Origin of the sequence: Alsobacter sp. KACC 23698, assembly GCF_045348435.1 — a bacterium.
GTDB lineage: Bacteria > Pseudomonadota > Alphaproteobacteria > Rhizobiales > Beijerinckiaceae > Alsobacter.
This window is the reverse complement of sequence record NZ_CP157484.1, coordinates 2,821,308-2,834,505: the sequence shown is the minus strand read 5'-3', so window position 1 is coordinate 2,834,505 and position 13,198 is coordinate 2,821,308. Positions and strand designations below refer to the sequence as shown.

The 13,198-nt window shown below is 64.3% G+C and carries 16 protein-coding genes and 1 tRNA gene; 6 read left to right on the top strand and 11 right to left on the bottom strand.

The genetic code is table 11. The features are described 5' to 3' along the window. Window positions 1-38 precede the first annotated feature (38 nt). Both ABEG18_RS13320 and ABEG18_RS13315 read right to left on the bottom strand, forming a co-directional pair. A complete protein-coding gene (locus ABEG18_RS13320) occupies window positions 39-1,262 on the bottom strand; it encodes an HlyD family secretion protein (protein ID WP_406853539.1) in 1,224 nt (407 codons plus the stop codon). Then, window positions 1,259-1,936 carry a MarR family winged helix-turn-helix transcriptional regulator gene (locus tag ABEG18_RS13315; RefSeq protein ID WP_406853538.1) on the bottom strand — a complete coding sequence of 226 codons (678 nt, stop codon included), beginning with the start codon at window positions 1,934-1,936 and terminating at the stop codon, window positions 1,259-1,261. The genes ABEG18_RS13320 and ABEG18_RS13315 overlap by 4 nt, the downstream gene beginning before the upstream one ends. Window positions 1,937-2,181: 245 nt before the next feature. Here ABEG18_RS13315 and ABEG18_RS13310 point away from each other — a divergent pair, with 245 nt between their 5' ends. The 6 genes from ABEG18_RS13310 (at window position 2,182) to ABEG18_RS13285 (ending at window position 7,486) form a co-directional block, all read left to right on the top strand. Continuing rightward, the gene (locus tag ABEG18_RS13310; RefSeq protein WP_406853537.1) at window positions 2,182-2,745 is read left to right on the top strand and encodes a cold-shock protein; all 564 of its coding nucleotides are present in this window, start codon (window positions 2,182-2,184) and stop codon (window positions 2,743-2,745) included. 109 nt (window positions 2,746-2,854) lie between these two features. Beyond that, window positions 2,855-3,334 carry a DUF192 domain-containing protein gene (locus ABEG18_RS13305; RefSeq protein ID WP_406853536.1) on the top strand — a complete coding sequence of 160 codons (480 nt, stop codon included), beginning with the start codon at window positions 2,855-2,857 and terminating at the stop codon, window positions 3,332-3,334. A 422-nt stretch (window positions 3,335-3,756) separates the two neighbouring features. Beyond that, window positions 3,757-4,947 carry a pilus assembly protein gene (locus tag ABEG18_RS13300; protein WP_406853535.1) on the top strand — a complete coding sequence of 397 codons (1,191 nt, stop codon included), beginning with the start codon at window positions 3,757-3,759 and terminating at the stop codon, window positions 4,945-4,947. Window positions 4,948-5,028: 81 nt separating this feature from the next. Next, window positions 5,029-5,105 (top strand) — tRNA-Pro (locus tag ABEG18_RS13295). A gap of 247 nt (window positions 5,106-5,352) precedes the next feature. Then, complete coding sequence (locus ABEG18_RS13290; RefSeq protein ID WP_406853534.1) at window positions 5,353-6,504, top strand: ParB N-terminal domain-containing protein; 1,152 nt, start codon at window positions 5,353-5,355, stop codon at window positions 6,502-6,504. A gap of 4 nt (window positions 6,505-6,508) precedes the next feature. After that, a complete protein-coding gene (locus tag ABEG18_RS13285; RefSeq protein WP_406853533.1) occupies window positions 6,509-7,486 on the top strand; it encodes a hypothetical protein in 978 nt (325 codons plus the stop codon). On the opposite strand, the gene ABEG18_RS13280 is transcribed toward ABEG18_RS13285, so the two are convergent. The 9 genes from ABEG18_RS13280 to ABEG18_RS13240 all read right to left on the bottom strand — a co-directional run bounded on the left by ABEG18_RS13280 (window position 7,468) and on the right by ABEG18_RS13240 (window position 13,198). Beyond that, the gene (locus ABEG18_RS13280; protein ID WP_406853532.1) at window positions 7,468-8,328 is read right to left on the bottom strand and encodes a DNA adenine methylase; all 861 of its coding nucleotides are present in this window, start codon (window positions 8,326-8,328) and stop codon (window positions 7,468-7,470) included. The genes ABEG18_RS13285 and ABEG18_RS13280 overlap by 19 nt on opposite strands. Window positions 8,329-8,534: 206 nt before the next feature. Then, window positions 8,535-9,719, bottom strand: a complete 1,185-nt coding sequence (locus tag ABEG18_RS13275; RefSeq protein ID WP_406853531.1) for a hypothetical protein — start codon at window positions 9,717-9,719, stop codon at window positions 8,535-8,537. 228 nt (window positions 9,720-9,947) lie between these two features. Further along, the gene (locus ABEG18_RS13270; RefSeq protein ID WP_406853530.1) at window positions 9,948-10,448 is read right to left on the bottom strand and encodes a hypothetical protein; all 501 of its coding nucleotides are present in this window, start codon (window positions 10,446-10,448) and stop codon (window positions 9,948-9,950) included. Beyond that, window positions 10,438-10,731 carry a hypothetical protein gene (locus ABEG18_RS13265; protein WP_406853529.1) on the bottom strand — a complete coding sequence of 98 codons (294 nt, stop codon included), beginning with the start codon at window positions 10,729-10,731 and terminating at the stop codon, window positions 10,438-10,440. Before ABEG18_RS13265 ends, ABEG18_RS13270 begins: the two co-directional genes overlap by 11 nt. Beyond that, window positions 10,724-11,641: a hypothetical protein gene (locus ABEG18_RS13260; protein WP_406853528.1), complete on the bottom strand. Its 918-nt coding sequence runs from the start codon at window positions 11,639-11,641 to the stop codon at window positions 10,724-10,726. The genes ABEG18_RS13265 and ABEG18_RS13260 overlap by 8 nt, the downstream gene beginning before the upstream one ends. Continuing rightward, the gene (locus ABEG18_RS13255) at window positions 11,634-11,918 is read right to left on the bottom strand and encodes a hypothetical protein (RefSeq protein WP_406853527.1); all 285 of its coding nucleotides are present in this window, start codon (window positions 11,916-11,918) and stop codon (window positions 11,634-11,636) included. The genes ABEG18_RS13260 and ABEG18_RS13255 overlap by 8 nt, the downstream gene beginning before the upstream one ends. Continuing rightward, window positions 11,908-12,369 (bottom strand): hypothetical protein, encoded by a 462-nt coding sequence (locus tag ABEG18_RS13250; protein WP_406853526.1) that lies wholly within the window; start codon window positions 12,367-12,369, stop codon window positions 11,908-11,910. Before ABEG18_RS13250 ends, ABEG18_RS13255 begins: the two co-directional genes overlap by 11 nt. Beyond that, window positions 12,366-12,689 (bottom strand): hypothetical protein, encoded by a 324-nt coding sequence (locus ABEG18_RS13245; RefSeq protein ID WP_406853525.1) that lies wholly within the window; start codon window positions 12,687-12,689, stop codon window positions 12,366-12,368. The genes ABEG18_RS13250 and ABEG18_RS13245 overlap by 4 nt, the downstream gene beginning before the upstream one ends. After that, window positions 12,689-13,198, bottom strand: coding sequence for a hypothetical protein (locus ABEG18_RS13240; RefSeq protein WP_406853524.1), 510 nt, complete (start codon window positions 13,196-13,198; stop codon window positions 12,689-12,691). Before ABEG18_RS13240 ends, ABEG18_RS13245 begins: the two co-directional genes overlap by 1 nt.

The window sequence follows — 13,198 nt, the reverse complement described above, 5'->3', positions numbered from 1 at the left end:
CGCGGCAGGCGAGGGCAGGGCGGACGCGGCGGCCGACATCAGCGTGCGCTCGCTTCCTTGGCGGCCGGCTCCGGACCGGCGCCGGGGCCCGTGATGGCCGCCACCGCCTTGCCGAGCCCGAACAGGCCCGCCAGCGTGCGCTGCCGGCCGGTGTCGATGTCGACATTGGCGCTCATGCCCGCCCGCAGTTCGCGCGTGTCCTCGCCCGGGTCGAATTCGATGCGGACCGGAACGCGCTGCACCACCTTCACCCAGTTTCCGCTGGCGTTCTGCGGCGGCAGGATCGCGAACTGGGCGCCGGTCCCGGGGCTGATCGCCGACACATGGCCGCGCCAGACGCGGTCCGGATAGGCGTCGACCGTGATCGACACTCCCTGGCCGTGCTGCACGTAAGTGAGGTCCGTCTCCTTGGGATTGGCGTCGACCCAGGGCTGGTCGTCGGACACGATGCTGAAGACCGCCGTCCCGGCGTCCAGGTATCGTCCCATCTGGATGCTGGAGACCTGCGTCGCCACGCCCGAGATGGGCGCGCGCAGCACGGTCTGGGAGAGGTCGCGCTGCGCCTTGTCGAGCGCCGCCTTGGCCTCCATCCAGGGCGCGAAGGCTTCGATGGCCATGTCCGGGTCGCCCCGCAGCTGCGCCAGCTGGGCGGCGCGCTGCTGTTCGAGCTGCTCGATCTGCGCCCGTGCGGCGGCGACGGAGATCTCCGAGGATTCCAGCTCGGCGCGAGACCCGGCGCGGCTGGCCAGCAGGTCCGTCTTGCGCTGCAGGTCCGCCTGGCGAAGCGTCAGGGTCTGGCGGGCGAGCTGGAGCTGGCTCTCCAGGCTCTTCACATTGGCCTTCAGGGTGGCGAAGTCCGTCGCCACCTTGGCGAGGTGGGCCTGCGCGGAGTCGACGGCGATCCGGTAGGAGGTCTGGTCGATCTCGAGCAACTCGTCGCCGGGCGACAGGCGCTGGCCTTCCTGCACCAGGATCTTGCTCACCTTGCCGGAGATCTCCGGCGTGATCAGCACCTTCTGGGCGCCCACATAGGCGTTGTCGGTGGAGACGAAGCGTCCGCCGTGCAGATAGGCGTAGCCGCCGCCCGCCACGGCCAGCAACGGGACGACGATGAACAGGACGAAGCGCAGCCCGCGGCGCGTCCTGGCCGGAGCCGGCGGCGCCTGCACGGCCGGCGCGGCGGCGGCTGCGGCTGCGGGGGCCCCGGCGGACGCCGGCTCTGTCGCGGCGCCCTTTTCGGCGCTTTCGGTCACATCGGTCATGGCTTCGTCTTTGCGGATGAGAGGTCGGTGCGATCGGCGGCGTCCAGGTGGAGCCGCTGCTTCAAATTGTCCTTCACGACGCCAAGGTCGCGGATGAGCGCCGCGATGGCGGCGCGATCGAGCCCCGCGAGGGCCGCGCCCATGATTTCGCCGCCCACGGCCGACAGCGAATCCAGCACCGGATAGGCTTTCGGCGTCAGGAACAGCCGCTTGAGCCGCCTGTCGCCCGGATCGGGGCGCCGCTCGACGAGGCCGTCGTCGCAGAGCCGGTCGATCTGCCGCGCCAGCGTGATCGGTTGAACGTCCAGAACGCAGGCGAGTTCGTTCTGGCTCATCCCCTGCCGGCGCTCGAGGCGGTTCAGCACGGCCCATTGGGCCCGCGTAGTGCCGATTTCGCGCGCGCGCTGGTCCGTATAGGTCCGCAGCAGGCGCGCCGCGTCGGAGATCAGGAAACCGAGTTCCCGTTCCGGCGTGGCGGCCCGGCGCTCCTGGCCCGGCTCGGCGCAGGCGGCGCGCCGGGCGGCCTCGATGGCGGATGGCATGGGCTCGTCCCGATTCTGATTCGATTTCATAAGCAGGCTTAAGATAAGCCGGCCTAGCGACTCTTCCAGAGCATATGCGGCGACGCGGCGTTGCGTGTGGCGCAGAGCTTCGCAACGATCAATCAGGCCCACGACTACCGGTGGTTGCACCCACCTGGAACGTCGCCGAAGATTGCTGTGCAGAGGGAGCCGCCGCCTGACGAAGCCTGCTTTTCGGCCTGTCGCAGTGGGGCGGCGGTGCTATGCTGAATCACGGAATGAGTCGGCGAAGTCATGCCCTGCCACGTCGCCCAGCGTGTGCTGAACCGGCCTTGTACAACCGCTCGGATTGGTGTTGACCGATGTCGGAAGATTTCAGTGCCAAAAACGCCCCCTTGATGGGGGGAGCTCTCGACGAAGGAGCGCATGACGAGGCTCCGCTCGATCTGATTGAGGTCACCGGCGCCATCAAGTGGTTCGACGTCGCCAAGGGGTACGGCTTCATCGTGCCCGACAACGGGATGCCCGACGTCCTGCTGCACGCCACCTGCCTGCGCCGGGACGGGTTCCAGGTCGCGTATGAGGGCGCGCGGGTCGTGTGCGAGGCGCAGCGCCGCCAGCGCGGCTATCAGGCCTTCCGCATCCTGTCCATGGACACGTCCGCGGCCCCGCATCCCTCGCAGCTGCCGCCCGCCCGGACCCATGTCAGCGTCACGCCGACCAGCGGGCTGGAGCCCGTGGTGGTGAAGTGGTTCAACCGCCTGCGCGGCTTCGGCTTCGTCTCCCGCGGCGACGGCACGCCCGACATCTTCGTCCACATGGAAACGCTGCGGCGCTACGGCATCACCGAGCTCAAGCCCGGCGAGACCGTGATGGTGCGGTTCGGCGACGGCCCCAAGGGGCTGATGGCCGCCGAAGTGCGGCTTCTGGCCGTCAACGCCCAGGCGCCGTCCTCGCACTGACCCTCGCGGCGACGGGCAGGGCAGGCGCAAGGCCGGCGCATACCGGCCGGATGGATTGACCGACAGCGGCGGAGCGGGGCAGTGTCCGGCATCGCCCAGAGGTTCTTCCATGCCGGTTTCGTTTCTCTCCCGCATCTTGTCCGTCGCGATCGTCTGCCTCGCCTTCGGCTGCGTCCTGGCGCCGCGGCCGGCCCAGGCCGAACCCGCGCTCGAGACGCTCGTGATCCTCACCCAGCAGGGACCCCGCACCTTCGAGGTCGAGGTCATGCGCACCGACGAAGAGCGTGCGAAGGGCTTGATGTTTCGCCGCTACCTGCCGGCGGACCGCGGAATGCTGTTCGACTTTAAGGAGACGCAGCCCGTGATGATGTGGATGAAGGATACCTTCATCCCGCTCGACATGGTGTTCATCCGCAAGGACGGCACCATCGCGCGCGTCGCAGCCGACACCGAACCCCACTCGACCCGGACGATTTCGTCGGGCGAGCCCGTCTTCGGCGTGCTGGAGATCAACGCCGGCATGGCCGCCAAGCTGGGGGTTCGACCGGGCGACAAGGTGCAGCACGCCCTTTTCGGCTCGAAGCCCTGAACACCCGCCAAGTCTCTGACAGGACGTGAAAAAGGCCCCGCGGGAGCTGAACACCGCGGGGCCTTTTCGCTCGAAATCGGAGGGGGGCAATCCCGATTTGCGTCATCAGAACGCACGGGCGAGCCATCCGTTCCCGACGCCATGCCTCGAGCGGCCCGCAAGGATCCTCCTGTAATTGAATTCATGTTGATTCAACGATAGGTTGTAAATTTCCGTGAATAGCCGAGCGTCTCGTTACCGGCCCCATAATCACAAAGTAAGCTGAAGTATTATCCCGTTGATTTAGGTCTGCCTGTCGGTGATTATTCCTGCCTGTGCTTGGTAGGAACGCGCAAATGTTCAAGCGAATTTTACGCGTACTTGGCGAAAATGCGTCACGCTGCGCAGCAGGCGACGACGCAGCGGCCGCGCCTGTGTTCGCCGTGGCGTTGTTGCCTTTGCTGGTGTCCATCGGGGCCATGGTGGACCTGCAGGCCAAGGCCGTGTCGCAGACGCAGCTGGACGGCCTGGCGGACTCCTCGGCGCTGGCCGCCGCCGGCTACACGGCCGGGTCCGCCGCCGACGCCGAGCGGGTCGGCCTCAACGTCTTCCAGTCGGGCCTGAGCACGATCAAGCGCGTCACCTTGAGCGACCTCTCGGTCAAGGTCACCGATTCCGGCCTGTCGCGCACCGCGGTGGTGAGCTTTTCGGGCCAGTCGGCGACGTCGCTGCCCCAGATCGTGGGCGTCAAGAGCGTACCGGTCGGCGGCTCGGCCACGGCCACGCTCGGCCGGGCGCCCTATATCGACTTCTACCTCCTCCTGGACAACACGCCCTCGATGGGGGTGGGCGCCACCACCGCCGACATCGCCACCATGGTGAACAACACGTCCGACAAGTGCGCCTTCGCCTGCCACGACCTGTCGAACTCCAAGAGCTACTACGACCTGGCCAAGAAACTGGGCGTGACGATGCGCATCGACGTGCTGCGCATGGCGACCCAGCAGCTCATGGACACGATGCGCACCACCGCCACGGTGACCAACCAGTTCCGGGTCGGCATCTACACCTTCGGCGCGTCGGCCACGGCCGCCGGCCTGACCTCGGTGGCGCCGCTCAGCAGCGACATCCCGTCCGTCAAGAGCGCGGCCGGCGCGATCGACCTGATGACGGTGCCCAACAGCAGCTACAACAACGACATGGACACCAACTTCACCGGCGTCCTGACCTCCCTCAACGCCGCGGTGCCCAACCCCGGCGACGGCACGTCCGAGACGTCCCGGCAGAAGGTCGTGTTCTTCGTGTCGGACGGCGTCGCCGACGAGAACAACACCACCTCGTGCTCGCGCCCCCTGACCGGCACGCGCTGCCAGTCGCCGATCAACCTCGCGCTGTGCACGACTTTGAAGAACCGGGGCGTCAAGGTGGCGGTGCTCTACACCACCTACCTGCCGCTGCCGACCAACAGCTGGTACACCACCTGGATCGCGCCCTTCGCCAGCTCGATCAGCCAGAAGATGGCGAGCTGCGCGTCGCCCGGGCTGTTCTTCGAGGTCAGCCCGTCGCAGGGCGTCTCGGACGCCATGACGGCGCTGTTCCGGCAGTCCATCAACTCCGTGCGGCTGACCAACTGAGGCCCGCCCTCGCGGGCGCCCGCGAATGCCCCTTGCGGGGGCGGGGCGAAAACCGTAGACGGGGCGACGTGGTCGCACCATCGGGGTATAGCGCAGCCAGGTAGCGCGGAAGTTTTGGGTACTTCAGGTCGCAGGTTCGAATCCTGCTGCCCCGACCAACCACAGCGTTGAATTCGCTGAGGGTAGTTCAGACGACGTTCGGACGGAACGTTCGGACGGTGTTCTCGTTGGCATCCAGCCACTGACCGACCGCTGGGCCTGACCACTTCAGCGATTGAGGATCCGAAGCGTTCGTGGTTCCCTTGCTACGGTTGACTCGGCGACCGAGGCGGGTTCAAACCACGGGGTTAGCAGCTAAGCGGGCGGCGTGGGATGCTCTGCGCCGGATCAACCTCCGGAACCCAGATGGCCAACGGCATATCTCACCTTCCACCTATCGGTCAGGCGGAGAAAGTGCCGGTCGAGTTGCTGGACTTCGACAAGAACAATCCACGTTTCACGCCGGACAAGCAGCCGGCCGGCTCTAGCGACAGCGCCGTGGTGTCCATGCTGGCATCTTCGGCCGACCTCTCTGAGCTGGTTCAATCAATTTCGACCAGTGGCTATATCAACATCGAACCGTTGATCGTTATCGAGCGAGGTGGCCGATTGGCTGTGCTCGAGGGTAATCGCCGCCTTGCGGCTGTGAAGGTTCTGCGCGATCCAGAATTGGCCAAAATGGCGCGCGTTTCTACGCCCCCCTTAGAAGCCGACGTGCGCGCTACGCTTGATGAACTTCTCGTTTATCGCGTCGAGACTGAAGACGCTGCGCGAGACCTGATAGGGTTCAAGCATATCAATGGCCCGCAATCTTGGGATGCGTTCGCCAAGGCGCGCTTTGCTGCGCGTTGGCTCGATGATGAGCATCGTAAAAAACAGGACGGGCAGCCTCACCTAAGCCTCCAGCAGATTGCCAGTCGCATGGGCGACCAACACAAGACTATTCACCGAATGGTTGCGGCCCATTACCTTCTGGATCAGGCGGATCGAGAGGGTATTTATGAAATAAGCGATAGGTCAAAGAAGGCGTTTAGCTTTTCGCACCTATACACTGGGCTGGCATATGAGGAGTTCACAACTTTCCTTGGCATGAGTCGTCCTGATCGCGCTGCGGATCCAGATCGCGACCCAGTCCCTGCAGGAAGGTTTGCTGAGCTACGAAACCTTCTGATCTGGCTCTATGGATCCAAGGAACGCGACCTGGAGCCCGTCGTCAAAAGCCAGAATCCCGATCTCGGACGGCTTCGTGATGTATTGGCGTCCCCAGCTGCGGTACGCATCTTAGCTTCTCGAAACAATCTTGAGGAGGCAATCGTAACCGCGACACCCGCCAATGTTCGTTTCCAAACTCATCTGATTACGGCTAACGCGGAACTTCAGCACGCTGTAGCGACGCTTGAGGGCTTTGACCCTCAGGGGCAGCCTGAGTTGCAGCAGATCGCGGACTCAGTCGTCAAGCGCGCCAATATTGTTCGGCGTCATATTGATGCGTCCATCGACGACAAGCTGACGAACTAAGAGAATGCCAATCCCTGTGGATTCGCCTACGCTGACGCTCGCTGCCGATGACCTCGTCGATTGGCTGGAACTCACGGCGCTTTTCAGTCCATTTGGACTGGCGCGGCTCGACGCCTTGCTTGGGTCACTGCAGGAGCTCGAAGAAACAGCTGAAGACGACATCGGTGAACGCGATCGCAGGCGTGAACAGCGTATCGAGTCGCTGGAGAATGAAGTTGAATTTCGTCGGCGAACCCTGGGCGATACTTATCCATTCGAACTAGATGAATCTGGCGAGGAGCTCATATTGAATGAGAATTGGCGAGAGCCTCGATTCTCGTTCTACATGATTTGTCTTATCACAACGCATGTGTCAGGCTCTACAATACTTGCATTGCCCCCGACCGGAGATCTGCTAACCCAATTGCGTAACAAAATTTTTCAGATCGTGGCGACGTTAGGGCTAGCGGGCCTCGCCACTGGACCCGCATTCAGCGTAGGTTGGCCTCGGCAGTCGCGCGAAACGATCATTGAGTTGCTGACAAGGGCTGCGGCGATGGGGGGCGGCTTTTCCGTCCGAAATCCTCCTAGCGCCTACGTTTCTCCGCACGAGAAGGACGGCGGCGTTGATGTGATTGCGTGGACTGCAGAAGGCATGCCGCCGCCCACTGCATTCTTTTTTGGGCAGACGGCCAGCGGACGAAACTGGCGTGACAAGCCGGTCAAAGAGCATGCGCGTGTTTTTGGCCAGGCTTATATGTTCGATCACATGACTGGCAATCGCGTCTACGTTACAATAATTCCTTACCGAGTTTTCGACGATGCATTCTGGAATACGCTACATCAATTCCATATGGCTATCCTTGATAGGCTGCGACTGCCGCGTCGTGCTTGGCAGGGATTTCAGCTGGCAACTCAAGGCGTTTCGATTGACGGCTCGGAACGCGTGCACGAGCTGACCCGATGGCTAGGCGAATACCTAGATTACGCCAACGCGTCGTGATCATTTATCAGAATTTCGCGCTCCTTCCGTTTTGTTTGGAGACTATAGGTCACAGCGAGGTCTTTCACTGGCTGCGCTTCGTACAAGCGGCGAATGAGCGGGTGGTCGTCATAGGTCAAAACCCAGTGCGGTAAGGTTCCGTCCTGAAGCATGTCACTGAGAGCGATGTGCTTGCCCTCGTTCATTGCGTTAAGGTAGAGGCGTCCGCCGGCTGTTACGTATGGCGGGTCTACAAAGAAAAGTGTCTGCTCAATCGGCAAGCGTTTTGGCGATCGTGCCAAGAACGTCAAGGCATCTTCCCTGGTCAGTCGAATGCGGTCCTTCATCGTGCCCAGCCAGAGAACGCGGTCGGCCAACGCTTCTCGATTGAACCGCGCGTCAATTTTCCATACGCCTCGTTGATCGTACCCGCCGATTGGTCCTGCCCCAATTACAATACCGGAGCGGCTGGTCCGGTTAAGGAAAAAAGTTGCGAACCCGAGCTCAAAGCCGATATCGCTCGTGCTTTCAACGATTTTGCGGCAATTATGCCAAGTTTCTAGATCAACGGGTGTTTTAATAATTGCCTCGGCGAAGCGTTGGGGCTGTTGAAGGATGGAGTGCCATGCCGAGAACACTTTGGGATCAGCGTCGTTTAAGTGAAGCTGCTCCACAGCGTCTAGCTTAAGGAGGATCACAGCTGCGCCCGCGCCGCCGCAAAACGGCTCAGCGTAGTATCGGCTTCCCCTGGGAAGAGATTCAAGCCGTGCAAGCAAATATTTGTACAGAAATGCTTTACCGCCAGGATAGCGGAACGGCGAAATTGAGCGGAGGGTTGGGGTAGATTCGGCTGAAGCGCTCACACGTTTTACCCTAGTACATTCTCATCAGGCGGCGAACCGCGACTCGACATAGCACAACCTGAGCCGAGAGCGTTAAAAGACACATTTCTATGCCGCCCTGGTCACATCGCGTCCGAGCCATCACGACCGGTCCACTTATCTCTGTCCCAATACAGTGAACTCAGGAGACAGCGATTCGTGTAAGGAATTTGGGTGAAATCCTCATTTCAGGGTGCCGATCGGCGTGCCTTACGCGCTTCTGCCACAGTGAGGATCCGCTCGGCCACACGCCGATCGTAGCGCTTTGTCATGGTCAAGCTCGAGTGCGTGGCGCCGTCGCTGACGGCCGCCGGATCGGCCCCGGCTTCCATGGCCTCGGTGATCGCTCCCGCCCGGGAATCCATGTTCCAGACGGTCGCCGGGATCCCGGCCAAGCCAGCAATCTCGCGGAACCACTTGCGGTAGGTTCGTTCGCGGATGGGGTCGCCTGCCGGACCCTTCACCACAGCCCCCACGCGATCGGCCTGCGGCACGCTCTGTAGCAACGGCCAGACCAGCTCCATGCGGGTTAGGTCGAAGACGGCCAGGCGCTTCGCCTTGCTCGTCTTCAGCCGGAGAATGCCGCCGGGGAGGTTTTCCCAGGTGTATGATCCCAACCAGGCATCCCGCGCGCTGGGCCCGCTCCACTCGCCGATCACGTCCTTCTGCCGCAGCATGGTCTCGAACTGGGTTGCGACGCCGATCGCCATGGACAGGCGGCAATGCTCAGGCAGTCGCTCGGCCCGCAGCGCGGCAGCCACGAAGGCGCGCACGTGCTCAACTGTCATTTCGCCCTCACGCCGACCGCTGCGCTCGAAGCGGATCATCTTGAGTTGCTCGGCCAGGGCGCCGCACTCCTTGTGGCCCAGCGCGAACCCGAAGCGCAGGACCATGCGAAACGTGGCCACGGCGTCGTGCGCCCGCTTCACCCGTTCCGGGCCACCGTCCTTCGCCGGCGCGCGCCATTGGCCGTACCAGCGCTTTACGTCCATCGGCACGAGTGCGCGGATCGCGCGGGCTCCGACCGTTGCGCGGATCACCTTCAGGCTGTCGACGTAGCTGTCCGCCGTATTGCGCTTCACCTCGTGGATGGGGCTGTCAGGGTGCCGCTCGAAGGTGTCGCAGAGTCCAGCCACAGTGCCGTCGTAGCGCCAGCGCTGGGCTGGGCCGTCCGCAAGCCAGAGGTTCAGACGAGCGGTGTAGGTCTCACACAGGTCCTGCAGCTCCGCGGCCGTGGCGTCGGCTGGTAAACGGATCAACGGATCTGGAAAGAGCCGGGCGTTTCGGCTGAGGCTCAGCGCGCTCCAGTAGAGCGCCACGCCGGCCTTTCGCTTGCGGCGCACGAGGCCGGGGGTCGCGCTGCGATCCGCCATCGAAGTTTTCCTCTCCGTCTATCGCCGGTGCAATCGAATGATCGTTTAAGCCATGGCGGGCGTCCAGCCAGGCGCGAACCGCCGGCCAGTAGCGGCCGCCGAACACGGCGTCCTGACGCGGAAAGCCGCGTCGCTCCAACTCCAGGAGGACCTTCCGGAACCGCACTTGTCCCATCGAAGGCCGTAGGCGGTCGCGCAGCTCGTCGTCGGACAGGTAAACCGGATCCGTCACCCTCTCGTCTCCTCTGAGGGGCGGGCGGCGCCGGTCGGCAGGTCTGCGTTCGGATGATCGCCATGAAGCGCATCCTGCAAGGTCCATAGGATGGGCGCGTACAGCAGTTGCGGAGCAACGCCGGCGTTCTTCGCAGCGCGTTCAGCGGCGAGATTGGAGATACGCTCCAGCGCCTCCCTATCGATCCGAGCCTTGAGGACGGCCTCACGGGCGCGGGCTTCCCTGAAGGCTTGGCGAAACTGCATGCGGCCATGCACGGCGGCTTGGTAGCGTTTCTCGGCGGCCTCGGCGCGGGCGATGAGCGCCTTGTTGAGCGAGCGCAGGGCGGAGATGGCGTCTTGAAGCTGCGCGCTATCCGAGGGCAGGGTTACTGAGGTTGAGCCCCGCGCGGTTACGCAGTGCATATGCTCGTGATAACCAACGGTCGGCGCGTAGGCGCTGGGCTCGCCGGGGAGGATCGGCTTGCTGCACCACTTGCAGGTGATTTCAGCGGTCATGGGCGGGCTCCTCTGAGGGGAGGGCTGAGAGGGCGGCGGCAGCGACGCGCCCGATCTCCTCTAGCGCGGATAGCGTGCCCTTCGACGTCAGGTCGCGGCACTCTTCCAGCGCTTCCGTCAGCTTCGCCTCGCGGGCGGCGGATGCACGGAGGGCGGAGGCGAGCTGCTGGCAGAAGTCGATCAACTCGCGCTCGTTGTGCGTGAGCAGGTTCGTCTTGGGGTTGGGAAGCTCGGCCGCCTCTTTCAGCAGCCCCTCCAGCGCTTCTGCATTCAGCTCAGTCATCCGCCCCTCCCAGCATATCGGCCCGCATGTCCTTGACCGCTTCGGCGGTCCCCTCGGGGGTGAGCGCGCGCGGCGTCCGCCACCGGAACCCGACGATCTCGCGGGTGTGCATGTCGCGCAGGACCGTGACGCCCATCTCACCGCCGCCGATCACCGGGACGTCCCGCAGGACCAGTTCGGAGTGGCCGCTGTCGGGGTAGTCCACGATGGCCGGGACGTAGGGGGCCTCCTCGGGGTGGGCGGAGAGGGCGGTGCGGGCGCGGCGGAATATCCCGAGCGTCAGCTTGTCAAAGTCGTAGTTGAGCGTTGAGATGCGCCTCTCGTCCGCCCACAACGGTCCGGTCCCGTCGATGAACTCCGCGAACGGCTTCAGCGCCTCCGTCAGTTCCTCGATCCGCGCCTTGTCTGCGGCGGCGCGGGCGGCGGATGCACGGAGGGCGGAGGCAGCGTCCAGAGCCTTGAATGCGTCAGCGCGCGATTTGGCGACGGTCCGGCGATACACGGGGGCGTTGACCTCGCCGGGCACGATGTCCTGCTCCAGATTGTAGGCGCTGTCCCGCATCTCGTCGGCCAATTCCGTCAGCCAATTCGCCAGCGCCAGCGCCTTCTCCAGCGCTTCTGCATTCAGGTCAGCGGGGGCGGGGACGGCGAACAGCCCGTGTTCTTCTAATGCGTCAACGACATCGGAAGCGCGGCGCTTGGACAGGTCAGACGGTCCTTCCATGCGCACGCCGGGCTCGAAATGGGCGGCGATGATGCGGATCGCAGTCGCGCGGCTGTCGTCAGTCATGGCTCTGCTCCTCTGTGCGGCCCTCGCGGCCCACTCTTCCAGTCGCGCTGCGGCTCGTGTGGTGTCCCTGCGAAGCCATCCTGGCGGCAATTCGACCCGCGCCGGACCTGCGTCAGTCATGGCTCTGCTCCTGGGGTGCGAGGGCGCGGATGGCGGCCGACGCAGCTTCAAGCGCTGCGCTCCATCCAGCGTGATATTCGGCTGATGTTCGCTGCCGTGCAGACGGGACAATGCGAACCGCCACCTCAGCGCAGCGGGCCACGACAAGCCTAATCGCGATGTCTGCGGACAGGCACATGCCACGCCGTTCGCCGCCCGTGAGTTCGTCCCACTTGTAGCCGGCTTCGCCCGTCATCTTGCGCGCCACGGCTTCTCTCAGTTCTGCGTCAGTCTGCATGGGTGCGGGCCTTCGGGTTGCGGGCGTGCTTGCGGGACGGGAACGGGCGGGACGGCCAGGCGCGCTTGCGCCCGCGGTCCTCGTGATCCATCGGGAGAAAGGCGGTCGGCTCGCTCTTGGCCAGCAGACGCCGTCGGAACTCGGCCTCGGACTTGTCGAGACGCTTCACCTTTGCGGCCAGCCCCACATCCGAGCCCGCCGTCGTCGCCTTGCGGCCGAAGGTCTTCTCGGCGTGCTCGGCCTTGCGCAGCGGGCGCAGATAGCGCGGATCGTTCGGGGCCGGCGACATCTCGCCCGTCTCCGGATCCACGAAGCGCAATGCCAAAGCCGGATGATGGTCCCACTGCACGGCGCCGCCGGCGATCTCGTCCTCGGTGAAGCCCAGCAGCAGCAAGCAGGCCTGCATCTTGACGCCGATCGGGATGGCCTTGCGGTGCTCGCGCGTGCTCACGCCGGCCTCCGCTCGGACCAGACCGTGGCGTTGCGGCCGCTCTCGTTCACCCGGCGCTCGCCGGTGTCGGTGATGAGGGAGCGCGCCACGAGCTCCGAAAAGCGCGGCCGGATCGACAGCACGGAACGCCGCATCATCTGCGCGCACTCGTCGGCCGTCATGCCGGCGGGATGGCGGCGCAGCATCTCCAGCACCTGGCCGCGCAGATACTCCGCGCTCGGGCGCATGGACTCCGCCGCTTCCGCGCTGGGCCCGTCGGTCTTGGCCCCGGGCGCCGCCGGATAGGCCAGGAGATCGAACAGGTCAGACTGGTGCACCATCAGGCGGCCCTCCCGGCGTTGCGGGCGAGCTCGGTAGACGTGACGCCGATCAGCTCCGAGACCACGTCCATGATCGCGGCCTTGCTACGCTGAAAATCCTTGTTCCCCATCGCCCGGACGGATTGGCTCTTGGCGGTTCGGGTGACCACGAAGGTGCCGCGCACGATGACGAGGGTGAACTCCTCGCGCGCCCGCACGAACGACGCGACGCGAATGGCTGCGGCCTGCGTCCCCGCGTCGACGATGGTCTCGTCGTAGAAACCGGCGTCGATCAACGCCCGTTTCCGAAGATGTTCGGCCGTCGGGTATTGTTCGGCCAGAGTCTCAGGCAGGTTCTGCCAGGCCTCCTTGAGCCAAGCGAACTCATGCTTGTGCGACGCGCTGGAACGGTCCTCGACAGGCTCCAGGCGATAAACTTCGCCCACCACGAACAGGTTGTTCGCGCGCTTGGCGAAACCGCGGAGAGGCTCGAAAGCCTCTCCTGACCAGCGGAACGGGAGCGGAGCCAT

Bases quoted from the DNA above. Each gene is read 5' to 3' on its own strand.
- ABEG18_RS13320 (WP_406853539.1), bottom strand. From the start codon at position 1,262: ATGACCGATGTGACCGAAAGCGCCGAAAAGGGCGCCGCGACAGAGCCG.
- ABEG18_RS13310 (WP_406853537.1), top strand. From the start codon at position 2,182: ATGGGGGGAGCTCTCGACGAAGGAGCGCATGACGAGGCTCCGCTCGAT.
- ABEG18_RS13305 (WP_406853536.1), top strand. From the start codon at position 2,855: ATGCCGGTTTCGTTTCTCTCCCGCATCTTGTCCGTCGCGATCGTCTGC.
- ABEG18_RS13290 (WP_406853534.1), top strand. From the start codon at position 5,353: ATGGCCAACGGCATATCTCACCTTCCACCTATCGGTCAGGCGGAGAAA.
- ABEG18_RS13285 (WP_406853533.1), top strand. From the start codon at position 6,509: ATGCCAATCCCTGTGGATTCGCCTACGCTGACGCTCGCTGCCGATGAC.
- ABEG18_RS13275 (WP_406853531.1), bottom strand. From the start codon at position 9,719: ATGGCGGATCGCAGCGCGACCCCCGGCCTCGTGCGCCGCAAGCGAAAG.
- ABEG18_RS13270 (WP_406853530.1), bottom strand. From the start codon at position 10,448: ATGACCGCTGAAATCACCTGCAAGTGGTGCAGCAAGCCGATCCTCCCC.
- ABEG18_RS13265 (WP_406853529.1), bottom strand. From the start codon at position 10,731: ATGACTGAGCTGAATGCAGAAGCGCTGGAGGGGCTGCTGAAAGAGGCG.
- ABEG18_RS13260 (WP_406853528.1), bottom strand. From the start codon at position 11,641: ATGACTGACGCAGGTCCGGCGCGGGTCGAATTGCCGCCAGGATGGCTT.
- ABEG18_RS13255 (WP_406853527.1), bottom strand. From the start codon at position 11,918: ATGCAGACTGACGCAGAACTGAGAGAAGCCGTGGCGCGCAAGATGACG.
- ABEG18_RS13245 (WP_406853525.1), bottom strand. From the start codon at position 12,689: ATGGTGCACCAGTCTGACCTGTTCGATCTCCTGGCCTATCCGGCGGCG.
- ABEG18_RS13240 (WP_406853524.1), bottom strand. From the start codon at position 13,198: ATGGCTCCGCTCCCGTTCCGCTGGTCAGGAGAGGCTTTCGAGCCTCTC.